16 protein-coding genes and 1 tRNA gene are annotated in these 22754 nt (G+C 61.1%); 7 read left to right on the forward strand and 10 right to left on the reverse strand.

What is annotated here, in order from left to right; all coding sequences use genetic code 11:
- Window positions 1-34 precede the first annotated feature (34 nt).
- The 3 genes from HHL09_RS24785 to HHL09_RS24795 all read left to right on the forward strand — a co-directional run bounded on the left by HHL09_RS24785 (window position 35) and on the right by HHL09_RS24795 (window position 3938).
- On the forward strand, window positions 35-925 hold the full coding sequence (locus HHL09_RS24785; protein ID WP_169457345.1) for a hypothetical protein: 891 nt from the start codon (window positions 35-37) through the stop codon (window positions 923-925).
- A 1335-nt stretch (window positions 926-2260) separates the two neighbouring features.
- On the forward strand, window positions 2261-2491 hold the full coding sequence (locus tag HHL09_RS24790) for a hypothetical protein (RefSeq protein WP_169457346.1): 231 nt from the start codon (window positions 2261-2263) through the stop codon (window positions 2489-2491).
- Between the two features lie 1359 nt (window positions 2492-3850).
- Window positions 3851-3938, forward strand: a tRNA-Ser gene (locus HHL09_RS24795).
- 104 nt (window positions 3939-4042) lie between these two features.
- On the opposite strand, the gene mgtE is transcribed toward HHL09_RS24795, so the two are convergent.
- Entirely contained in the window at window positions 4043-5452 is a 1410-nt protein-coding gene (gene mgtE, locus HHL09_RS24800; RefSeq protein ID WP_240963699.1) for a magnesium transporter, read from the reverse strand.
- 195 nt (window positions 5453-5647) lie between these two features.
- A complete protein-coding gene (locus tag HHL09_RS24805) occupies window positions 5648-6850 on the reverse strand; it encodes a KamA family radical SAM protein (RefSeq protein ID WP_169457347.1) in 1203 nt (400 codons plus the stop codon).
- Between the two features lie 428 nt (window positions 6851-7278).
- Between HHL09_RS24805 and HHL09_RS24810 the strand changes: the two genes are divergently transcribed.
- From HHL09_RS24810 to HHL09_RS24825, 4 genes are all read left to right on the forward strand, one after another.
- Window positions 7279-9381 (forward strand): discoidin domain-containing protein, encoded by a 2103-nt coding sequence (locus HHL09_RS24810; RefSeq protein WP_169457348.1) that lies wholly within the window; start codon window positions 7279-7281, stop codon window positions 9379-9381.
- Window positions 9382-9606: 225 nt separating this feature from the next.
- Complete coding sequence (locus HHL09_RS24815) at window positions 9607-11514, forward strand: RNA polymerase sigma factor (RefSeq protein ID WP_169457349.1); 1908 nt, start codon at window positions 9607-9609, stop codon at window positions 11512-11514.
- Window positions 11514-12728: a hypothetical protein gene (locus HHL09_RS24820; RefSeq protein WP_169457350.1), complete on the forward strand. Its 1215-nt coding sequence runs from the start codon at window positions 11514-11516 to the stop codon at window positions 12726-12728. The genes HHL09_RS24815 and HHL09_RS24820 overlap by 1 nt, the downstream gene beginning before the upstream one ends.
- Window positions 12729-13004: 276 nt before the next feature.
- The gene (locus HHL09_RS24825) at window positions 13005-13457 is read left to right on the forward strand and encodes an Hsp20/alpha crystallin family protein (RefSeq protein WP_169457351.1); all 453 of its coding nucleotides are present in this window, start codon (window positions 13005-13007) and stop codon (window positions 13455-13457) included.
- A 109-nt stretch (window positions 13458-13566) separates the two neighbouring features.
- On the opposite strand, the gene HHL09_RS24830 is transcribed toward HHL09_RS24825, so the two are convergent.
- The 8 genes from HHL09_RS24830 to HHL09_RS24865 form a co-directional block, all read right to left on the reverse strand.
- On the reverse strand, window positions 13567-14805 hold the full coding sequence (locus HHL09_RS24830) for an RNA polymerase sigma factor (protein WP_169457352.1): 1239 nt from the start codon (window positions 14803-14805) through the stop codon (window positions 13567-13569).
- 4 nt (window positions 14806-14809) lie between these two features.
- A complete protein-coding gene (locus tag HHL09_RS24835) occupies window positions 14810-15175 on the reverse strand; it encodes a YciI family protein (RefSeq protein WP_169457353.1) in 366 nt (121 codons plus the stop codon).
- A 149-nt stretch (window positions 15176-15324) separates the two neighbouring features.
- Window positions 15325-16914, reverse strand: a complete 1590-nt coding sequence (locus tag HHL09_RS24840; protein ID WP_169457354.1) for an Rne/Rng family ribonuclease — start codon at window positions 16912-16914, stop codon at window positions 15325-15327.
- A gap of 34 nt (window positions 16915-16948) precedes the next feature.
- Complete coding sequence (locus HHL09_RS24845) at window positions 16949-19153, reverse strand: penicillin-binding transpeptidase domain-containing protein (protein ID WP_169457355.1); 2205 nt, start codon at window positions 19151-19153, stop codon at window positions 16949-16951.
- A 5-nt stretch (window positions 19154-19158) separates the two neighbouring features.
- Entirely contained in the window at window positions 19159-19752 is a 594-nt protein-coding gene (locus HHL09_RS24850; protein ID WP_169457356.1) for a rod shape-determining protein MreD, read from the reverse strand.
- Between the two features lie 8 nt (window positions 19753-19760).
- Complete coding sequence (mreC, locus tag HHL09_RS24855) at window positions 19761-20570, reverse strand: rod shape-determining protein MreC (protein ID WP_169457357.1); 810 nt, start codon at window positions 20568-20570, stop codon at window positions 19761-19763.
- A 15-nt stretch (window positions 20571-20585) separates the two neighbouring features.
- Window positions 20586-21620: a rod shape-determining protein gene (locus HHL09_RS24860; RefSeq protein WP_169457358.1), complete on the reverse strand. Its 1035-nt coding sequence runs from the start codon at window positions 21618-21620 to the stop codon at window positions 20586-20588.
- Between the two features lie 235 nt (window positions 21621-21855).
- Window positions 21856-22650, reverse strand: coding sequence for a ParA family protein (locus HHL09_RS24865; protein WP_169457359.1), 795 nt, complete (start codon window positions 22648-22650; stop codon window positions 21856-21858).
- Window positions 22651-22754: the final 104 nt, after the last annotated feature.

Here is a 22754-nt window from a genome sequence, read left to right on the forward strand (position 1 = left end):
AATCTCGCCAGCCGCTCTTCCCATGCGCCCTCACATGCCTTCCCGTATCCTCACCCTCTTATACGCCAGCTCGCTGACGGGATTTGGCGGATCGAGTCGCACAGGCGGCGTCTATGCCCTGACTCATGACTCGCTGGGGCCGGGTGGGGGGGTATCGGCCAGTGCGACCTATCAGCAAACCGGTGAGATCTCCGGCTCTCCCGTGGATGTCTCCGCGGGAAGCAGCGCGGTGCTGCGCTCGGGCTTTATCGGCCAACTCTACGAGATCTCCTCGATCTCCATGGATCCGCCGCCTGCGAGTGTCCCGGAACTCATGGGCTTTCAGTTGACCGCGAGCGGCGTCGCGGATGATGGCACCATGCTGCGTTCCGGCACCGCGGGATATTGGCAAGTCTTGAGCGGACCTCTTGCCATCGATGCACAAGGATATGCGGCTGCGGGAGCGGTTTACGAAGATCGCATCGCCAGCTTTTCCTTCAGTGCCGCGGGGTTCTCGGTGCAAGCTGAAATTCTCATCACCAACACCGGCGACGATGACTTCGGGCTATACGCCGCGGACGGCATCGATGATCCTTGGCAGATCCAATGGTTTGGGCCGGACAACCCGCTCGGCATCGCGACGGCCGATGCTTCCGGAACCGGGCAGTCGAACCTTTTCAAGTGGCTTGCGGGGCTCGACCCCCTCGATGCTTCAGCCCGCTTCCTGCTGGTCACGGAGCCGTTGAACGAAGGCAGTGTCTCGATCTCCTTTGGTCCCTGCAACCCGGGTCGGCGCTACACGCTTCAGAAAAGCGCCGATCTCGTCTTGTGGACTTCTCTGCCAGCGGTCGAGGCTTCCGCGGATCGGGAGAACCTCCGGGTCACGGACCCGTCTCCCTTGGAAGGAACCACGTTCTATCGGGTCGACGTCAGTCTGGCCGAGTGAGAGCGCTTCAAGGATGGCACAAGAGGTTCGCTTACCGTCCCGGACAATCCATGATTAGAACCCGCCCGCAGCCGTCGGACGCACAAAGTTCGCCACAGGCTTCCAAGGAGGGGTGGCAGAGTGGTCTATCGCGTCGGTCTTGAAAACCTTTCTCGGTGGTAGTTGATTTGGGTTTTATCCGCTGGATGGAGGTGAGTTGCGATTGATGTATCAAGGTTGCATCGTAGCGACTGCCCTCACCATTCGCCTCGCACGCCAGAGAAGCAGGCCGGACCAAGGCACCGCTGCGGCGAGCAGGAGCAGCCAATGGGGAATGAGCACACGGTGAATGACGAGTGGTCCGGGTCGAACGGTAAAATGCTGCGGAACCGGAAACAAGTTCCGCCCATTATATTGCCTGCGGTAGTAGTCCGACAGCCTCCATCTCCCCCAATTGACTACCTGATCGACGCGAGAAAGAGTTATGGCGGATTCCCCGTTCCAAGCACCAAGAGGCCGACCGTGGATTGTAACACTAACTCCTGTTTCCCGTCGCATGGAATCCCACCACGCGAAACAAATGAAGCCCATCACGAAGACTCCCGACCAAAAGGTGAGCGAGCGATGGAGAAGGCGGGATTTCATGGGAGCAGGATGCCGGTGCCATTCCCGGCCACCAAGAGGGAAAACCGTTGATTTGAGCCGATAGCGGCCGATTGTCAGTTCGTGGCCCAACTTATTATCGTGGATGATCCTCCCGGTCCCGGCTGGTATTGGTGGAGGCAACACGAGTTTGACACATGGAAGGTGGTCGAGGTCCATGCGGATCGAGGCGCTCTGTATTGCGGGAGCGACGGAGATATGGACTACCAGTGCGGCGATGATTCGGAAACGCCCTTCACTGGCCAATGGTGGCCGGCAAGACTTGAACCTCCCAACCAGTAGCCGACACGGCAAGGAGAGCGTGATGCGCTTCGCTAGTTGCTACGGATATCCTCACAAGTTTTCCTAAAGACGGAATGCTCGGTTCGTCCTTTTTCTCATTCCAAAGGCGCTCGGCTTACCCCCGAGCAATCGCTTCCTGAAATCTTCCGAGCAATGTGTCGTCTTATTCCCTGATCTCCTATAGCAGTCGAACAGGCCAAAAAGCATTCAAGGCCCCACATTCGTACCTCCCCGGTGTGTCGACTTGGTTGCTTCATCGATCCCTGTTTCCTCTGCGTTGCCAACCCAAGTTGTCGGCTGCTCCTCCCTCCACTGTCCCCCACAATGAAGAGCAGCTTTCGCGGCGCAGAGAATTTCAGGGGACCCGGTGCCCTCTTTCTCATGACACAAGGTGCGGGTCGGTTCCCATGAGTGGGAAAGTTCAACCGGCCCGCTCTGCTGGGCTCAGCGAACTTCGGTGTCCGCCAGAACGATCTTGCGCTCGCTATCACGAAACTCGGATCAGATTGGAAATCCAATCGCCGCAGCCGTTCGGAGTTCTTCAACTCGAAGAAGGAGAAATATCGCCACGAGCTGGCTGCGAGGTCGATGGCCTTCAACCAGAAGGATAGGCCTGCCCAAGGACGTAGGGCTCTGCGATGACAGATTTCCCTCGATAGTCGAACCTGACAATCCTCCATCTTTAGGATGACTCCGCGGAGTCCGTCCTTTCGTGAGAGGATCTTCAGGCGTTTCGATCCCAGCGTGTAAGTCGGGTTATTCTTTAGCCGATCCTGATCCAAGCAATTTGCCGCTTGCCGTCCCCATAAGGGAAGAGTTTGAAAATTTTCAGGCCCACCTGACGATCGCTTCCGAGGAATGGTCGATCGTGAAAGTAGTCGGTTTCCCACTGAGGAACGTCGGAGGCGTTGAGCCAATCCCCGATAGCGCAGGACGCGGGATCAGTACGCAGTTCTCCTATTGGATCGCTTGTATTCATTCGGCGTGCGGGGCAAGAGATGGACCGCCGCCGGAGTGCCTTGCTAAGGGCTCAGGGGAAGAGGGACAAGACGTGCAAAAGCGTGAGAAAACCTATGCCTGAAACGGGTGAAGTTCAATCACCGTTTCTCAGCTGTTATACGTCAGCAAATTCGAACCTGCGCGCCTCCATATTGTAGGAAAATCGCGGGGAGTAGTAGTTCATCAGCAAAGGGCTCAACCTATCCGTAGCCAAACCATCGCTGGTGGGCCGTCAACGTAGGGAAGCAATTTAAAGACAAGTGATCTCGTGCCGCAAGGTGCGGCGATGCTGAGGTTATGAGTCCAGTCCTGGGCCCACCCCGGAACGTCTGCCGCCAGTATCCAGTCACCGATTTTGCACGATTCGTAAGACGAATGGCGTTTGCCAGATGGGTCTGCTTTCTTGTTCATAAGCGGTTGGGCAGTTGGCCGCCGCCAAGGAACTCGTGTTAGAAGTTTGGGGGAAGAGGGTCGCCGTGCTGTTGAGTGGGAGGGATCGTCCGGCCAGCCATGGAAGTCAACGAATGTTTCCGCGCGGGCCTTGTCCGGCCAGAGGTCTTTGGAGATCATCCCATTCTGGACGCAATCGGCACGGGTGCGCGCCAGCACAGTTCAAAGATGTTCTTTTTGCGGCTTTGGAGGTGGCGTTGTCTGGGATGATCTTGAGCGCTCCAACTGCGTCAGAAGAGGCAAGTGGGTGGTCGGGAAAGAGTTTTTCGGGCGATCCCCGTAATCTCTTGGTTATACCTCACCGTGCCTCATTAAGGTCCTCCGGGGCCTTGTCTGTTTCAATACTCCGCCAAGTTCTCTTGCCGTTGAGGGTGATCCATGGGTAGAAAGCGCCGCCGGGTCGTCGGATGTAAAGTCCGGGGGTGTCGGCGGCCTCTCATTTAGGGGTTCCGGTTTCATAGCGTTGCTCAGCGGGGATGCTGGTTGCGGTATAAATCCGGTACCACCTGGAAGGAAGGTCAAGGGTCGCAAGTGGCTCAAAACAAGCATTCAGGAGGGGTGGCAGAGTGGTCTATCGCGTCGGTCTTGAAAACCGAAGTTGCGCAAGCAACCGTGGGTTCGAATCCCACCCCCTCCGCCAAACTTCAAGCGCATCGCCGCATGGCCGAAGCGGCTGTCTCATAAAATCGCATCCCGACTTTTCAGGGGGCGCCGGCATCGGCAAGAGCGCTCGCGTCTGAACCATTAAAGCAGGGTCCCACGGAGGATAGCCTGCGCCGCCGCGAAGTAGATTACGAGGCCGGTGACGTCCACCAGCGTCGCCACGAAAGGCGCTGAGGAGGTTGCCGGATCGAGACCAAAACGCCGGAGCAGGAAGGGCAACATCGATCCCGAGAGACTGCCCCAGAGCACGACTCCGACGAGAGACACGCCCACTGTGGCCGCGAGCAGGGGCCAGTGCGGGCCGTAGATGTCGGAAAAGGTGCTCCAGACCGAAATCCGGATGACGCCGATCACGCCAAGGATCAGACCCAGCGCGAGACCGCAGAGGATCTCACGGCGCATCACGCGCCACCATTCGCGGAGCCCCACTTCTCCGATCGCCATGGCGCGGATGATCAGGGATGCCGCTTGCGAGCCGCTATTGCCGCCGCTGGAAATGATGAGCGGGACGAAGATGGCCAGAACCGCGGCGCGCTCGATCTCGTTTTCGTAGTGACCCATCGCGGTCGCGGTGAGCATCTCGCCGACGAAAAGGATCACCAGCCATACCGCCCGCTTGCGAATGAGCCTGCCGAGCGAGATGTCCAGATAGGGCTCATCCAGTTGCTCGACACCGCCGAGCTTCTGGATGTCCTCGGTGGCTTCTTCTTCCGCCACGCCGAGGATGTCGTCGCCGGTGACGATACCCACCAAGCCTCCCTGGCGATCCACGACCGGTAGCACGGTGCGGTGATGCTTGCGGAAGGCCGCCACCGCGGTCTCCCGGTCGTCGGTGGCATTCAGGGAAATCATCACGCCATTCCGGAGATCGCGCACCTTTGTCTCCAGCGGACAGAGCAGCACCTCCCGGATCCGGAGATCGTCCAACAGCTTGCCATGCGAGTCGACGACGTAGAGGACATTCAGCGTTTCCCGATCGCGGCCATGTTTGCGAATGTGCTCGAGCACCTCCGCCGCGGTCCATTCATCGCGCAGCGTAAGATATTCGGAGGTCATCAGCCGGCCGATGCTTTCTTCCGGATAGTCCAGCAGCCGCAGGGCGATGGCGCGCTCCTCCGGAGACAGCGCCTCGACCAAGCGGGCGCACACGGGGGTGGGCAGTTCCTCCAACAAGGCGGTGCGATCGTCCGAAGACATGTCTTCGAGCAAGGCCGCGGCCCCTTCGTCGCCCATGGCACGGAGCAGTGCTTCCTGAACCTCCAGCGGAAAATATCCAAAGATCTCCGTCGCCAACTCGCCGGGGAGTAGGCGGAAAAGGGCCACCTTTTCGGCGGACTCGAATTCCGCGATGACTTCCGCGGTATCGGCGGGGGCCAAGCCGGCAAAGACGGCACGGATGCTGACAAAGTTCCTGTCGGCAAGAAGCTCGGCCAGCCGATCTTTCACGAATTCCTTGTCCATGGCCTTCCGGATCGAGAACGCCGTTCCCATGATCTGTTCCCAACCGGCGGGCAACCCCAATTCGCGTTTGCGAGGACACCGGGGAAGGCCGACCCCGACCGGGAGATTGCCCCGACGCGAGGCCGCGGCACCTTCGAAAGGGCGCGCCCTCGAAAAAGAACTTACATCATGGAAGGCGGATCCAAGCATCCGCCCTCCACCGGCCCTGCCAATGGCAGGCCGCGCTTACTTCCCGCAGGTCGTGCCGGTGGCGCAGTCCTTCAGACGGGCGATTTCCTGGCTGGGGATCCGCGTCGGTTCCGGATACTCGAAGATCTCGCCCTCGTAGTTGCGCAGCACGGTTTTCTCGTGATCGCGATGGACCACGTAATTCGGATTGAGCGGGATCTTGCCACCGCCGCCCGGGCCATCGATGACGAATTGCGGGATGGCGTAGCCGGTGGTGTGGCCGCGCAGGCCCTCGATGATTTCCAGACCCTTCGACACCGAAGTGCGGAGATGCGAGGAGCCGCGGATAAGATCGCACTGATAGAGATAGTAGGGGCGCACGCGGCACATCAGGAGCTTGTGGACGAGCGCCTTTTGTACTTCCACGGAATCGTTCACTCCCTTCAGCAGCACGCTCTGGTTGCCCAGCGGGATGCCGGCATCGGCGAGGCGACCGAGCGCTTCCTTCACCTCCAGCGTGAGCTCGCGCGGGTGATTGGTGTGAACGGAAATGAAGAGCGGATGATACTTCTTCAGCATCGCGCACAGCTCCGGAGTGATCCGCTGGGGCAGGAAAATCGGAATGCGCGAGCCGATCCGCAGGAATTGGATATGCGGGATCGCGCGCAAGCGGCTGAGGATCTTCTCCAGCTTCGCATCGGAGAAGAGCAGGGGATCCCCGCCGGAAAGCAGCACGTCGCGGACCTCGGTGTGTTCTTCGAGGTATTTGAAGGCGGCCTCCCATTGCGTCTCCAAATGCTGCTCGCCCACGCCGGACACCACGCGGGAGCGGGTGCAGTAGCGGCAGTAGGATGCACAGCGGTCTGTGACGAGGAAGAGTACCCGGTCCGGATAGCGGTGGACGAGCCCCGGCACCGGCATGTGGGAATCTTCGCCACAAGGGTCCGCCATTTCTTCAGGCGCGTCCCAGCCTTCTTCGAGACGTGGGATGACCTGGCGGCGAATCGGGCAATCCGGATCGTCCGGATCGATCAAATTAAAGAAATGCGGCGTGATGGACATCGCCAGCTTGTTGCCGGCGAGCAGGACTCCGGCTCTCTCCTCATCGGTGAGGTGGATGCGGGCTTCAAGGGCGGACAGCGAGGAAACGCGGTTCTTGAGCTGCCAGGTGGCGTCATGCCAATCGGTCATCGCCTCCGCGGGCCAGTAGCCTGGTGCATGCGAACGGAAGGCGGGGTCGAGGTCGGTGTGTTGGCCCATCGGGGTTTCGCGAAAATAGGGGGCATCCGGGTCCTGTCAAATGGGTGTTTTTTGCACGAAAGGGGGATCGCCGGGTAATCGATCCTGATTTGGGCAGCATCCTTGAAGGGCGGGATATCGGAGGGACGGAAGCCCGCTTCGGGCAAAAGCTCAGGGAGCGCAACTGGTTCGCCGGGCTCCAATGTTCTCTCTGCTCTGATTTCCAGAGCATTCGGAATAAAGGAGATCCTCGGGCTCTCCAGTGGCTTTCTGAGAACTTGCCCGCAGAATTTCGCTGAATTTAGGTTTCATTGGCCAACCGTGTTTGAAAGAAAAGCCCTGCGTGGGCGTATCGGCCCCGCCCGCGGAAAATGGTGCCGCTTTTGTCCTCGAGGAGAATTTGAGCACCGCCCCGGACGTAGAGTTTTGAAGGATCAGAGATGAAGGAAATGTCGAAGAGAGCTTGCTTGATGATGATGGGGATGGGCGCGCTGCCACTCGCGGTCGCGGCGGAGGCACCGAAGAACCTCTACAGCCCCTACAGCCACGTCACGAATATCACGGAGGGCCTCTCATGGCCGAAGGGGCAGGCGGTTCCGACCTTCGCCACCCCGGCGGAAAAGCTCGATACCATCACCATGCAAGATCTCTCGAAGGACGAGCAACTCACCTTCTCCGCCCTCCAAGGCCGGGTAAACCGGAAGCAACCGCGCATCCTTCTCGTCGACAATCGCGCCGGGGAAGGCGCTTTTACCTGGGCGGATACCTGCGGCTTTTCCCAGCGCGAACTCTACCCGCGCGAGCGCCGCTACGAGCTGGCCGCGAAGTATGCGAAGGAGATCGATGGCGTGGTCCTCTACGATTCCACACTGAGCCCGCACTACCGGAATCTCGCCGGGACGGTGGCTTCGCAGATGAATGCGGTCCCGGCGAATCGCGCGATTTTCGAGGAGCTGAACAAGAACGGCGCGAATCTGAAGGTCGTGGAAGATCTCACCGCGCTGAAGTTCACCAAGCCGCTGGAGATCTACGGCCACATGCTGGAGAAGTATTGGCCGAAGTCCGAGAAGCGTCTGATCGTCAGCGCGAAGCCTCATGACGAGGGAGGCGGTGGCGATTATCATCACACCCGCGACATCGCGGCAGCCACCGGCGCCGCCGTCGTCTGGCTGGATACCCGCGTGCCGGAAGAGCGGGATCTCCTGCGGAAGTTTTTCAAGGACATGAAGGCGGGCGAGGCGATCGCGCTCGGCTGGTACGCCACGGAACGCACCGGCATCACCACGGCCTCGGAATTCGGCATCGGCACGATGCCCGCGGATTTCCTCGTCAGTCCCACGACTTATGCGGGCACGGATCACACGATCCGCATCCCGGCGGTGCCAAAGAAGCCGGAGCTGGAGAACAAGGTCTACGTGGCCATCTTCATCAGCGATGGCGATAACCTGCAGTACACCCAGCACGCCATGCGGCAGAACTGGGATCGCATCGGTGCGGACCGGGGGAAGATCGCGCTGAATTGGACCATTGCGCCCGGCCTGGTGGACGTGGCTCCGGCCTACATGAATTACTACTATGGTTCTGCGACTTTGAAGGATTGCTTCGTCACCGGTCCATCCGGGATGGGCTACATGATGCCCACGAACACCCTCGATGAGCCTGGCGCTCCGGTGGGGGAATCGCTGAAGGACCCGGCGATGATGGATGGCTACACGCGCCTGACGGAGACCTATCTCCAGCGCTCCGGCTTGCGGGTGATCACGATCTGGGATGAGGCCTCACCGGCGCTGCGCCAGGCCTATGAGCGGAATTGCCGCCACCTCTACGGAGCCACCGTGCAGAATTTCAAGGACATGCCCTCCGTCGCGAGCAGCGTGGAGGACGGGCGCGTGCGCTTCGACAAGCTGGAGATCCCCTATGGAAGTTCCCGCGAGCATCTCGGGGGATCGTTGCATCGCCAGATCAAGCGCTGGGATGGCAAGGGCCCGCACTTCGTGTCCTATCAGGTGGATGTCTGGGGGCAGCTGCGCGTGCATCATCTGATCGAGCTGAATGAGGAACTGCAGAAGGAATTCCCCGGGAAGGTGGAGTTCGTGCGGGCGGATCATTATTTCAATCTCTTCAATGAGGCGAATGGCCTGCCTCACAGCCTGACGATGTCCGCTTCGGCAAAGGTCAGCAGCAGTGCGCCTTCCGAGAAAGTGGAGCAGGCAATGGACGGCACCCCGACCACCCTGTGGAGCGCTGCCGTCCCGGGGAAACAATCGCTGAGCTTTGACCTGGGCGGCAGCTACAAGGTGAGGCGCTGCGTCATCCACCATGCCGGCGACAATGGCATGGCCCCGAAGGAGAATACAAAGGACTTCGCCGTGCAGGTCAGCACGGATGGGAAGGATTGGAAGACCGTCCAGCTTATCAAGGGGAACAAGGACAACGTCACCGATCTCGAATTTCCTGCCGTCCCGGCAACGAAAGTCAGGGTCCTCATCGACAAGCCTGGCGAAGATGGCACCGCCCGCATTGCGGACGTGGAAATCTTCGGCGTGAAGTGACGCCTTGTTTGGCGGGTAAGGAAGCTTGGCCTGCGGTTTACCGATTACCAGCTGCTCTTCTAAATGCCTGAAGGGGCAATTTTCAATAGCCCGGGGTGGTTGGGAAGAGGACGGTGCCCTGCAGGAGCATTGGTGGCATCGCTGCCGCCTGGCTTCTTTCTTCCTGTAAAAAATTCCCCCAAATCCTGTCTCCTTTTTCCATGCGTGCCGGATATCCCTTGAACCATGGAATTATCCGACCGGGAGTTGCTCGACCGCTTTGTCACGAACCGTGACGAGGCTGCTTTCCGGATGCTGGTGGAGCGCCACCTGGCAGTGGTTCATGGAGTTGCCCGCCGGGTCACGGCGAATGGAGAACTGGCACGGGATGTCGCCCAGAATGCCTTCGTTCGTCTGGCCCGGCGGGCCGCCCTGATCCCGCGGGACCTTTCCCTTTCCGCATGGCTCCACCGCGTGACCCATCATCTGGCGATCGACATGGTTCGCGGGGAGGAACGCCGGAAGAAGCGGGAGTCCGCTACCCACGCCGCTGCCGCCATGGACTCCGATCCCACGCCGCCACCCGATTGGTCGGCGCTGGCTCCTGTTGTCGATTCCCTCGTCAACCGATTGCCCGCGGCCGATCGCGATCTCGTCCTGCTCCGCTTCTACCGGAATGAACCTCATGCCGCGATCGCCCGGCAACTCGGCCTCAGCGAGGCCGCGGCGAAGAAGCGTGCCACCCGTGCCTTGGAAAAGCTCCGCGCGCTGCTCGCCAAGCAGGGCATCGCCACCTCCGCGGTCGCGCTCGCCGCGCTACTGCCCGCGCATGCCGCACCGCCGGTATCGGGATCGATGATCCTCTCCGTGAGTGCCGCGGCGAAGGGAATCCTTCCCGCCGCCCCTCAGGGCCTGAACCTCCATCTTGCCATGACCACCGCGCAAAAGACCGCTGTCGCCGCTGCGGCCCTCGTCTTCCTCGGATCGCTGGGCTACGCCATCCGTAGTAGTCCACCGCTTCCACCAGCAGGGATCGCGCTTGCCTCCGCATCCGGCGCCGCCGCGGGTGATGCCAAGGCCGCCGCCCGCCGAGAACGCGGCAGCGGCCTCAGCGCGGAGGAGCGATTGGAAAAGCTCCGCCAGATCATGGCCATCCCCGGGAAACTGGAACGCCCGCGGCAGTTCCTGGAATTCATCGATACGCTTTCGTCCAAGGAGATCGCAGAGACCGCGGGCCAGCTCCAGCAATTGAAGGTCGCCGATTCAACAGCGGAGTTCACGATGCTCCTGGAAGCGTGGACAAAGGTAGATCCCTTGGGGGCGCTGGCGTGGTCGATGGAGACGACGAAAGGAGGGCCACACGCCGTGATCCTTTCCACCTGGGGAGAATTCGATCCGGAAGCCGCGGTCGATTGGGTGCTGCAAAATGTGCCGCAGCCCTTCACCGATGACACCAAGCGGAGCGCGCTGTTGTCGGTGGTCGGTGGCATAGCGGCAAGGGATCCCGCGGCCGCGGTGAAGGCGCTGGACCACGTGCCCGAGGAAAAGATGCGGACCCAATCCCTGCTTTTCCTGGCCAGTAGCATGGATGGTTCAGGTAAGGTCGCAGAGCTGTTGGACGCCGTAAAGCCGGGGCCGATGTGCAGCGCCTTGGCGGCGTGGTCCACCACCGGGCTGGTACTCGATGGCCGGGGCGATAAGGCGATCGAGTTGCTCCTCGCCGATGAAGGGGCCCGGAAGATCGAGCCTCTCGGGAATCTCTTCTCCCTTTGGTATTACGAAGCACCGGACGCCGCTCTGGCGAGTCTGGAGAAGGTGCCTGAGGGACCTTTCCGCGATGAGGCCGCGGCGACCCTGTGCCTCCGGGCAGGCAGTGAGCGGCCGGAGCTGAGCATGGACCTGCTCAAGCGCTACCCCGGGATGAAGAGCGACAAGCTCCTCGCTCAATTGGCGGACGAGATTCCGGTGCCCCATGCGCTCGATGAGATGCTCTTTGAAATGAGTGATACCAAGCTGCGGGATGAGGCCCAGATCATGCGCCTGAAACTCTGGAAGCGGTGGGGCGGGGAGGAGGTCCGCAAGTGGATGGACAGCCACGACCTTTCGCCCGCTGTCCGGGAGGCAGTTCTAACAGCACAAGACAAAGCGGAATAATGAAGCCGGAAAGTGCCACCCTTTACGCCGTCTCGGGGCTCCTGCTCCTGTCCGCGCTCTGCGTGGGCGGCAGGATTTATGTGGATGAGAAGGGGGGCGCGGCAGCACTGCCGCCTGCCAAGCCTGCGAAGGCCCTTGGTGACCCTGCGCCAGAAGTTGCGCGGGGCGCTCTGCCGAAGCCGATGGCGAGACCGGGCGACTCGTCTCCGCTGGTCAGCCAGTTGCGTGCGATTCTCGCCTTGGGAACCACGATCGATCGGACGAAGGCGCTGTTGGCGCTGACGGCCGGTTTTAAGGATCCCGAGGACTGGAGGCGCGCCCTGACGGCGCTGGATGAACTTGGCGTCCGCCGCGGCTTCTCGGGTTGGGATGTGATCATGTATGCTTGGGCGGAGTCGGATCCCCTGACCGCCATGACCTATTCGATCGAGAACAAGGTTGGAACGGATTACGTGATGGAGATTTGGCTGTCGGTCGATCCCGATGGGGCGCTCGCGTATTTGGAATCTCCGGAAGGGAAGCAGGAGATCCAGATTTGGAGGAACCTGGTTGGGAGCACGATGAATCGTCTCGGCGGAGATCTGCCTCGCTTGGAGCGCTTGCTGAAGGCCATTCCCGAGAATGAGCGCAGGATGGTGGCACCTTACCTGAAGACGAAGTTTACCGCTCCTTACGAGACCCTGAAGCCATGGGTCGGATCACTCGATCCTTGGTTGAAGGAGGCGGTGGTTCGGATGCTGATGCAGGGGCTGCCCGACATGCAGCAGAAGCTGGTGGTGGCGGCGGACTTTCCGGAGCAGGTGGGGGCGCAGGGACAGTCGATGATTTACGCGGCGTGGATGAAGGAGAATGAGGCGGAGGCGATGGCCGCCTTCGATGCGATGGAGGAGGGACCAAGCCACAAGGCCGCCTTGGGTGCGGCAATGATGCATTACTATCGGTCTGCGCGCTTGGCGGAGGCGCTGGAGCTTTACAAGAAGTGGCCGGAGGAAGTCGGCCAGCCCTTCCTCTCCGATCTGCTCCTGTGTGAACGGGTGGAAGATGCGGAGGTGATCCTGGCTTCGATCCCGCTGCATCAGAGCGAATCCCTGCGCTTGAACCGCTACCGCGTGGCCTTGGAGATGTGGTTCTCGAAAGAACCGGATGCCGTCAGAAAGTGGCTCGCCGAAAATGAAGTCCCGGAGATCGTCCGGAAGGAGTGGGACGGGAAGTAGGTCTGTTTCCGCGTGCTTTCCGACGCTGCCGTGGAGGCTCGGCGGATGTCGGGTGTTGATTCGGTCAATGTGTCTCTCGGATGGGACAAGCTTGTCATGTTTGTTGGGCAAACTGTCGCATCGGATTTTCCCGGTGGGTTGTTAGATTGATTGAAAACCAATGCATTGGGTGGATGTGGGCCAGTGGCATCCCTCTTGCGATATGGGCTTCATAAGGTCGCCGCAAGACGCGGCTGATCGAGCTTCAAACCAACCTATCAACACTAAATCAAGACCATGAGAATACTGACCCATTGGAATCCGCTTCGCGACGTCCAGGAATTTCAGAACCGCGTCTTTCACGCGCTTCAGACCGCTCCTGCGCAGGGCGAGGGGCAATGCAAGCCTACTGCTGTTGCCGACTGGGTGCCGGTCGTGGACGTCGTGGAGGATGAGAAGGAATTCCTCATCACCGCGGAGCTTCCCGAGGTCACCAAGGAAAATGTCCGCGTCACCGTCGACAAGGGTCAGCTGACTCTGAGCGGGGAACGGAAATTCGAGAAGGAGGAGAACGGGAAGAAGTATCACCGCGTGGAGCGCGCCTACGGGCAGTTCTCCCGAAGCTTCAAGCTCCCCGACACGGTCGATGCCGAGAAGGTGGAGGCTGAGTTCAAGGATGGTCTGCTCCGCATCCATCTCGCGAAGGTGGAGAAATCCGGTCCGCGCCAGATTGAGGTGAAGGCCGAATAAAGGACTGTTTTTTCATAGCATCGGATGGTGGCCCCGTCGCGCTTCGTCGCGGCGGGGCTTCGTCGCGGCGGGGCTTCGTCATTCCGATGATGCCAGAGATCGGCAGGCCCTATTTCCAACAGCTGTCCGCCCGCTGCATGAGATGCTCGCGCAGGGCCTGGTCGTCGGTAAGCGCGGCGGCACGCTGAAAGCCTTCGCGAGCCTCCTGTCCTCGATCTAGCAGGGCGAGAAGGTGGGCACGTGTTGCCCAATAGGGTTGATAGTTTCCGATGCGGTCTTCCGGAATGGAATCGAGCGCCGCCAAGCCCGCCGCGGCATCGCCACTCTGTGCCATGGCCACGGCGCGGCCGACCATGGAGCCGATGCCCGGTGCGAAATGGATCAATCCCTCGTAGAGCAGAAGGATCTGGGGCCAGTCGATGCCACCGTCCGGCAGGCGGTTCGCATGGATCGATTGGATCGCGGCTTCCAGTTGATAGCGGCCGATCGATCTCGCGCTGGAGGCCCGGCGTAGCAGCTGTTCCGCTTCCTCGATCATCGCACCGGACCATCGTTCCGGCGCCTGACGGTCCAGTGGCACGAAGCGTCCCTCGCCGTCATATCGGGCTTCGCGCCGGGCCTCGCAATGGAGCATCAGGGCCAGCAGGCCGAGGACTTCCGGTTCCTCGGGGACAAGCTTCAGGAGCATTCGGCCTAACAAGATCGCATCGCGCGCCAAGGCGTGCTGGGTTGAGCCCGGATCAGTTACGCTTTCCCAGCCGCTCGTATAGGCCGCATAGATGGCATCGAGGACGAAGGAGAGCCGATCCTTCCATTCCGGAGGCTCGGGAGCGCGGAACGGGATGCCTGCTTCGCGGATCTTGTTCTTCGCCCGCACCAAGCGCTGGCTCATCGCGGCTGGCGAAACGAGGAAGGCGGAAGCAATGCGCGCGGCGTCCACGCCGAGCACCACCTGGAGCATCAGCGGCGTTCGCGCCGCGGGATCAATCGCCGGGTGAGCGCAGACAAAGAGCAGCTTTAGCCGCTCATCGGGAAAGGGCTCCGGCGAATCAAGCACTGCCTCCGCGCTTTCCGCCGCGACTTGGAGGAGCTCCTGCGAAGCTTGCCTCACCTGGCTGCGTCGCGCGGCATCGATGAGCCGATGACGGGCGACGTGCAACAACCATGCCTCCGGCTTTTGCGGAATGCCTTCGTCTGGCCAACGCTTGAGCGCTGCGACCAAGGCGTCTCCCAAGGCGTCCTCTGCCGCGGCGACATCCCGCGAGCGGGCCGCGAGATACGCGACCAGCCGGCTGTAGGAATCGCGCACGACCGCTTCGACCGTGGCATGGGTGTCGCTGCCGCTCATTCGATCAGGCTTTCGCTGGTGCAGTGGCGAAATGCGAGCCGAGCAAGGGACGGACTTCGATGTGCGCGAAGGAGGCGGCAGGATGCCGTGCCGCCCATTCCAAGGCCGTGTCGAGGTCCGGGACATCAATAATGCCGAAGCCGGCGAGGAATTCCTTGGTCTCGGCATAGGGGCCGTCTTGGACCTGCCGCTTGCCATCGCGTATCGTGACGGTGGTGGTGCTCTCCGGCGAGCCGAGCCCGGCACCGCCGACGAAGATGCCGGCAGCCATCAGGGCTTCGCCGTAGGCTCTTCCGGCGGCGAGTGCCGCTCCGTCGTCGCGGCGGTCGAAGTGTTCCTGGGATTGGTGGACGAGTAAGGCGTATTTCATGATCGGTGTTGTTGTGGGCCACGGTGGCCGGTTTCACATCGATGACGGGTGAAGGGAGTTCGTTTCGACATTCGGGAAAAGAAGTAGGGCTGTTTCTCACAAAAAAACGCCGCCCCTTGCGAGGGCGGCGTTTGGAGTCAAAGCTTCGATCAAGCTTGGTCGATCGTCTTCTCCGTGGCGGCATCGACGATGACGAAGCGCTCGCGGTGAAGCGATGGATCGGAGCGGAAGATGAGGCGGCCGGAGTGCTGGCGTTCCAGTTCGACGAGGTGCTTTCCGTCCTCGGTCTTGAAGCGGTTGAGCACGTCCGGATTGACCACGACCACGAGGTCGCCGGCCTGGTCGCGGTGCTTGTGAATGACGGTTACGATGCGGCGCTGGATCTCCACGCTCATCGTCATCGGTGTCTTCACGCGGCCACGTCCCTGACAGTAAGGACAGGGCTCGAACATGGTATCGCGCAGGGACTCGTTGAGACGCTGGCGCGTCATTTCCATCAGGCCGATGGAGGAAATCTGCAGGACCTGCGTCTTCGCCTTGTCCTTCTTCAGGCGGTCTTTCATCGCCTTGTAGACCGTCTGCTGGTCCTTGCGATGACGCATGTCGATGAAGTCCACCACGACCAGGCCGCCGATGTTGCGCAGGCGCAGCTGGCGGGCGACTTCCTGGGCCGCCTCGACGTTGGTTTCGAGAATCATCTTGTCCACGTCCTTGGAGCCGCGGTTGCGGCCCGTATTCACGTCGACAGAGATCAGCGCTTCGGTTTCGTCGATCACGATGTAACCGCCGCAAGGCAGCCACACCTGGCGCGAGAAAGCCTCATCGATCTGCTTCTGGATCCCCACGGCTTCGAAGATCGGCTGCGTGGTCGGCAGGTGATGGATGCGGCGCTTGGCGCGGCGGGAAACCTTTCCGGCAATCTCGCGGATGAACTCGGTGGTCTGGGCGTCGTCGCAAAGCACCTGATCAACTTCATCGGTCAGGAAATCGCGGGCGGTACGCTCGATCAGGCCGGGCTCCTGGAAGACGCAGAGCGGAGCAGGACCGGAGTCACGCTTGTCTTCCACGGAACGCCACTGCTCCATCAGCATCGCGAGGTCCCGCACGAAGTGACGGGCGCGGGTGCCGTGGGCCACGGTGCGCATGATGATGCCCATGCCTTCGGGCACGCTCAGCTTCTGCATGATCTTGCGCAGGCGCTGGCGCTCCTTCGGATCCTCGATCTTGCGGGAGATACCGAACTGCTCGGTGAAGGGCATCAGCACCAGGTAGCGGCCGGCCAAGGAGATATTGGTCGTGACGCGGGGACCCTTCGTGCCGATGGGGCCCTTCGACACCTGGATCATGATTTCCGATCCGATCGGATAGATGCTGGGGATGTCCTTCGAGGTGATCTTCTGCTGCTGCTTCTTCTTGCTGCTGCTCGCGCGCTCGATCTCTTCGAGACCGGCGTCAAGGGCAGCTGGAATGGCATCCCAGAAATGGAGGAAAGCGTTTTTGTCGAGGCCGATGTCGACGAACATGGCCTTGAGGCCCGGCTCGATGTTCTTTACGCGGCCCTTGAAGATCCCGCCGACGATGTTTTGTTCGCCTTCGCGCTCGACGGTATATTCTTCGAGAACCCCGTTATCGAGGAGGGCGACGCGGCGTTCAAGCCGTTCGACGTTGACGATGACGGTGTTGCCTTCCTTCGGATTCGGTTTCCCGATTCCAAGGAAGCGTTTGATTTTCTGAATCATGGATTTGATGGGAGAGGGAAAGTGATAGGTGGAGTTAGCGATTTTTCTTCGGAGGCTTCTGACCCCTCGGGGTCAGAGTTCCTTCCGCATCGGCTTCCGGTTTGATGGTTGGTTTTGGGGTGATGGTGGGTTGAATCAATTGAGGATCTTCCGGCTTGGTGCCGGTGGCTTCCAGTGCTTCGGAGGCTTCATTTCCGGTCTCACCGTCGTCTTCGGTGACGTCGATCGCGGCTAGGATGTTCTCCGGCAGGGCGATCTCCTTGATGGGATCGGTATTGCCGACGACGGGATCGAGCGGGTGGATCGGCAGGCGCATGCCTTCCTCCTTCGCGAAGATGCCGCTGAGCAGGAGATTGACGAGAGGACCGGCGACAGCACCGCCGCCCTTGCCGTTTTCCACCAGCATGCAGACCGCATAGCGGGGATTGTCAAAGGGGGCGAAGGCGATGGTCCATGCGTTGTGGAGGTCCAGCACCTTGTTCACCTGGGCCGTGCCGGTCTTGGCAGCGACTTCGATGCCTGCATTGGCGACTTTCACACGGCCTGCGGTGCCGCCCCTTTCATTGACGGCCATCCACATGCCTTTCTTCAGCAGCTCCAGGTCTGCGGGCTTCATGCCTTCCTTCATCAGGTCCACCTTCAGGCGAGGCACATCGTCGACCACCACGCTGCCATCGCTGGCGACCACGCGCTTCACGAGACGGGGGTGATAGTATTTCCCGCCATTCGCCACACAGGCCGTGACCGCGCAGAGCTGCAGGGGTGTCGCCAGTGCATTGCCTTGGCCGATGCCGAGGAAACCGACATCGATCGGAGTCAGGCGGGCATTCGGTCGCAGGCGTTTCCACTCACGGCTACCGGTGACCAGGCCCGGATGCTCATTGGGCAGGGGAATGCCGGTCTTTTCACCCAGACCCAGCATGCGGAAACCATCCGCCATGCCTTCGCCGGTGATCGATCCGGCCAGCTGCATGAAGTAGGGATTGCAAGAAACCTGGATTGCCTTCGGCAAGGGCAGCGACCCGTGGCTGCCACCCTTCTGGGCGATCCAGCAGCCGACCTTCTGCGAGCCATAGGAGACGTAGCCGCTACAGTTGTAGGTCTTTGAGGCCAGGCCTTTCGTAGCGCCCACGAGGGCGGTCGGGATCTTGAAGGTGGAACCGGGGACGAAGGGGCTAATGGTGCGGTCGATCAGCGGCTGAACCTTCGCCTTGTAGTAGGCATCGCTCTTCGCCTGCGTGATGCCATCGATGAAGTCGTTCGGATCGTAATCCGGCACGGAGGCCATTGCCAGGATCTCGCCGGTGCGCGGATCCATCACCACGCCGGAGGCACTGCCTGCGCGACGCAGGACATTTGAAAGGAGATACTGGATCTCCGCATCGATGGTCAGGGTAACATCGGCTCCGAGGCCCGGATCCTTGGCGTCGATCGGCTTTTCGCCGACGATCTTGCCCTTCTCATTCTTTACGATGACCTTCCAGCCTTCAGCCCCGTTCGGGTTGGCTGGTGTCACGCCGCGCAGGGCGTCGTCCATCGTGAACTCCAGACCGGCCACGCCCTTGTCGTCGCCGACATACTGGTAGCCGAACTGGCGCCGCGCATCCTCCGGGATATCACCCTTGGCCCATGGCCTGAGGTAGCCGAGCATGTGGCAGGCCAGCGCCTTGTAGGGATACTCGCGCTTCGGCCGGACATTCAGATACACGCCCGGCAGCTCGAGCGAGTGCTCCGCAAAGCGCGCGAACTGATCGTAGTCGATGTCCGTGGTGTAAGTGTAGGGGACCAGACCGCCGTGGGTCTTGTAGTGGGTCACCAGACCTTCCGAATTGAAGTCCTTGGCGAGGCCGAGATCCTGGAGCGGGGGAATGATCCGCTCCTTCACGATCTTGAGGATGTCCGACTCCGTCTTGGCGCGCGGCATCCCTTTCTCGGTGGTCTCGACATCCACCGTCGGATCCTTGTCGCGCTGGAGGCGATAGGCTTCGTGGATCTCCTGCAGATTGAAGGACACTTCGTAAGTGCGGCGGTTCCGCGCCAGCTCCACGCCATTGCGATCCTTGATCGCACCGCGGATTCCGGGCTCGCGGATCTTGATCTGCCGGTTCCCCGGGACCTGCTGCTTGTAGAACTCCCGCTTCTTGATCTGGAACTCGTAGAGACGGGACAACAAGGCCCCGAACCCGAGCAACACCAAGGCGGTCAGAAGATAAACGCGAAGTCGGTAGCGTGGTTCCATGGCGGTCAGGCAATGACGCGGCGGCGCTTCTTCTTCTTCAGTCCTTCAAACCGGATCTCATGGCCGAACCGCTCCGCGATCTGGAACTGTGCCCAGAAGACCACGGGAGAAAACAGCATGGTGAGGATCGAAGTGAAGGTAATCTGCAGCAAGGTGGCGCGGGAAAACTGGAAGTCGCCGCGGACGAAGTTGATGATGAGATATTCCGAAATCAGATAGACGAAGATCGAGACCCCGACGAGGAAGGTGGAGAACTGCCACTTGCCCTCGCGGAAGAGAGGCTGGATGCCCTGCATGAGGTAGCCGATGGCGCCGTAGAGCACGATCGAGTAACCGAAGCGCAACGACTCCGCCGGATACTTGTAAACCTCCGGATCACCGCCCGCGGGACCCAGGGCATTCTGCGCATCCCACAGGAAGCCACAGATGAAGGCCAGGATCAGCATCACCGGCGGCCGTACCGTCACGGAGGCGCAGAGGAAGACCAGTGTGACCAAGAGCAACCGCGAATTGTACAAGCCGGTCAGCACGGGAATGAACTGCTGCGCGATGAGCGCGAGCAGGACGAGGATCAACAGGCTGAACGAATATCGGATCACGGGTCAGATCATGGCGACGGAAGGAGGAACACCGTGCTTAGATCCGTGAAATCGACCGAGGGTCGGACCAAAGCTTCGGTGTCGAGCGGGCCAGGGATGACCGACTCGACTTTGCCCACCAGGAGGTTTGGCGGGAAAAGCCCGCCCAGTCCGGTGGTAAAGACACGTGTGCCCGGACTGATCCGGGCCTTGGTGGAAAGGAAACGCAGCCGCAGGAGCGGCTCGGCTTCATACTGGCCGCGCTGGCCACTGAGGATGCCCACTTCCGGGGTGCCCTCGATTTGAACGGAAACCTTGCAGGCTTCATCGGTCAGCAGGATCACGGAGGAGATGAAGTCTCCCACGCGATCCACCTTTCCGACCAATCCGCCATCGGCGACCACCGGTTGATGGATGCTCACCGGATCCCCGGTGGACTTCGAGCCGCGGTCGATATCCACCGTCTGCCACCAGGTGGTGGGCTGGCGGCGGATCACGCGGGCCGCGGTGGCCTTGAAATCGATGCGCTTCTGGAAATCCAACGCACGGCGCAGGCGTGCATTCTCCGCCTCCAACTCCAGCGAATGGGCCTCTACCTGACGCAGGCGGGCGTGCTCGGTGCGGATGGTTTCCAATTCGGCTTCCAGCTTCTCCGAGTGGTCAGCTTCTTCGAGGAAGGCGCGAGCCTTCGTTTCGAGATTCGAGCCGGTCGTGAGGAAGGGACTCAGCCACGCATAGTAGGTCCGCTGGATCTCGCGTACGGAACGCTCGCTCTGGGTGAGTGCCCAGACGGCACCACCCAGAAACAGCAGGAATGCGATGAGATTGAGCGGCCTCATGGCGAGGAGCGCCTATCAGTAGTGGGAAGAAGTGGTCACCCGCTTCAGCACCTCGATCTCCTGTAGCATCTTGCCCGTGCCTTCCGCCACGGCGCTGAGGGGATCCTCCGCGACATGGACCGGCAGGCCCGTTTCCTCCCGGAGAAGGCGGTCGAGCCCGCGGAGCAAGGCCCCGCCGCCTGCCAGCACGATGCCGCGATCGACAAGGTCCGCGGCGAGTTCCGGAGGGCAGCGCTCCAAGGTCGTGCGCACCGCGTCCACGATCGTGGTGAGCGGGTCAGCCATGGCATCGCGGATTTCCTGAGAAGTGATGGTGATGGTTTTCGGCAGGCCGGCCACCAGGTCACGGCCCTTCACATCCATGGTGATCTCCTTTGGCAGCGGTGCCGCGGAGCCCAGGCGGATCTTGATATCTTCCGCAGTGCGTTCCCCGATCATCAGGTTATACGCACGCTTCATGTAGGAGACGATGGACTCATCCAACTCGTCGCCTGCAGTCCGCACGGAGCGTGCAAAAACGATGCCGCCCAGGGAGATCAGCGCCACCTCGGTGGTGCCACCGCCGATGTCCACGATCATGTTACCGGAAGCATCCATCACCGGCAGGCCCACGCCGATCGCGGCGGCCATCGGCTCTTCCACGATGTGGACTTCACGGGCGCCGGCTTGTTCCGCGGACTCGCTCACCGCGCGGCGTTCCACCTCGGTGATGCCGGAAGGCACGGCGATGACCACGCGCGGGTTGTTCCGCCGGCGGTTGTTGTTCGCCTTGCGGATGAAGTGGCGGAGCATCGCCTCGGTCACTTCGAAGTCGGCGATCACGCCGTCCTTCAGCGGGCGGATGGCAACGATGTTGCCGGGAGTACGGCCGAGCATGCGCTTTGCGTCGTCGCCCACGGCCAGAACTTCATTGGTCCCGGCCTTGACCGCGACCACCGAGGGTTCGCGGAGGACGATGCCTTGATCCTTGACGTTGACGAGGGTGTTGGCGGTGCCGAGATCGATGCCGATGTCGTTGGAAAACCAGCTGCCGAATAATCGAGCAAACATTCTGATGGTGAAAGATTTGGAAAAGGAAATATGACGGTCGTCACTACCCCGGCGCGGCACCGTCCCGCCGATCGCAGGGGAGCGAAAAATTCAAGCTACCCGAGTAATCGGGTAGCCGCGGGACTATGGCGATCCGAGCCCCTTGGGGTCAAGCGGGAATGCCCGTTCTACAAAGAGAATGAATGGCTTCCGCGGGCGGGCAGGGGAGTTTTCCCACTGACTGACGCTCAAGCGCTCAATTCGACGCCAAGACCGGGCCCACCGCCGCGTGGCGGGTCAGGAACTCGTCCGCCAGACCGTAGTAGGCACGGGCACCGATTCCCTCCGGATCATGCTCGAAAATCGTCTTCGCGTGGCTCGGCGCCTCGCCGATGCGGATGGTCCGCGGAATCACCGTGCGGTAGAGCTGATCGGGGAAGTAATTGCCCACTTCGTCCACCACCTGTTTCGCCAGGTTCGTGCGGCCGTCGAACATCGTCATGACGATCCCTTCCAAGGTGAGATCCGGGTTTGCGCCGGACTCGCGGATCTGATCGATCACGTGAACGATCTTCGCCAGACCTTCCAGACCGAACCACTCGCACTGGAGCGGGATCAGGATCTCATCGGCTGCGGCCAGCGCGGAAGTCATCAGCACGCCGAGCGAGGGCGGGGTGTCCAGCAGGCAGTAATCAAAGAGATCGTTCGGCTTCAGGCCTTGTAGGTGCGTGCGCAGGCGGACGAGGTGGTCGTCACCGCGCGCGAGTTCGATTTCCACGCCGGCCAGATCCATGTGGGAAGGGATCACCGAAAGGTTCTCCCGGCCCGAAGCCATGATCTTGTCGCGCACGTTTGCCTGACCCAGCAGTGCAGGATAGACCGTCGCTTCACCATCCACATCCAGGCCGAGGCCGCTGGTGGTATTGGCCTGCGGATCGAGATCGATGAGAAGCACGCGTTGTCCGCGAATGGCGAGCGCGGCGGAAAGATTCATCGCCGTGGTGGTTTTCCCCACGCCTCCTTTTTGATTGGCAACAGCGACAACTTTCATCTGGCGAGCGAACGGAACGAGCGGGGCGGAGTCTTCCGTCACGCGGGAGTCCTTGCAAACAAAACCGTGAGGGATAGGCGAATTGGCCCCCCGGAGGCCCGGAA

The organism is Luteolibacter luteus (genome assembly GCF_012913485.1).
GTDB lineage: Bacteria > Verrucomicrobiota > Verrucomicrobiia > Verrucomicrobiales > Akkermansiaceae > Haloferula > Haloferula lutea.

Bases quoted from the DNA above. Each gene is read 5' to 3' on its own strand.
- HHL09_RS24835 (WP_169457353.1), bottom strand. From the start codon at position 15,175: ATGAAATACGCCTTACTCGTCCACCAATCCCAGGAACACTTCGACCGC.
- HHL09_RS24785 (WP_169457345.1), top strand. From the start codon at position 35: ATGCCTTCCCGTATCCTCACCCTCTTATACGCCAGCTCGCTGACGGGA.
- HHL09_RS24810 (WP_169457348.1), top strand. From the start codon at position 7,279: ATGTCGAAGAGAGCTTGCTTGATGATGATGGGGATGGGCGCGCTGCCA.
- HHL09_RS24840 (WP_169457354.1), bottom strand. From the start codon at position 16,914: ATGATTCAGAAAATCAAACGCTTCCTTGGAATCGGGAAACCGAATCCG.
- mgtE (WP_240963699.1), bottom strand. From the start codon at position 5,452: ATGGGAACGGCGTTCTCGATCCGGAAGGCCATGGACAAGGAATTCGTG.
- HHL09_RS24830 (WP_169457352.1), bottom strand. From the start codon at position 14,805: ATGAGCGGCAGCGACACCCATGCCACGGTCGAAGCGGTCGTGCGCGAT.
- HHL09_RS24845 (WP_169457355.1), bottom strand. From the start codon at position 19,153: ATGGAACCACGCTACCGACTTCGCGTTTATCTTCTGACCGCCTTGGTG.
- HHL09_RS24805 (WP_169457347.1), bottom strand. From the start codon at position 6,850: ATGGGCCAACACACCGACCTCGACCCCGCCTTCCGTTCGCATGCACCA.
- HHL09_RS24820 (WP_169457350.1), top strand. From the start codon at position 11,514: ATGAAGCCGGAAAGTGCCACCCTTTACGCCGTCTCGGGGCTCCTGCTC.
- HHL09_RS24860 (WP_169457358.1), bottom strand. From the start codon at position 21,620: ATGTTTGCTCGATTATTCGGCAGCTGGTTTTCCAACGACATCGGCATC.
- HHL09_RS24825 (WP_169457351.1), top strand. From the start codon at position 13,005: ATGAGAATACTGACCCATTGGAATCCGCTTCGCGACGTCCAGGAATTT.
- mreC (WP_169457357.1), bottom strand. From the start codon at position 20,570: ATGAGGCCGCTCAATCTCATCGCATTCCTGCTGTTTCTGGGTGGTGCC.
- HHL09_RS24865 (WP_169457359.1), bottom strand. From the start codon at position 22,650: ATGAAAGTTGTCGCTGTTGCCAATCAAAAAGGAGGCGTGGGGAAAACC.
- HHL09_RS24815 (WP_169457349.1), top strand. From the start codon at position 9,607: ATGGAATTATCCGACCGGGAGTTGCTCGACCGCTTTGTCACGAACCGT.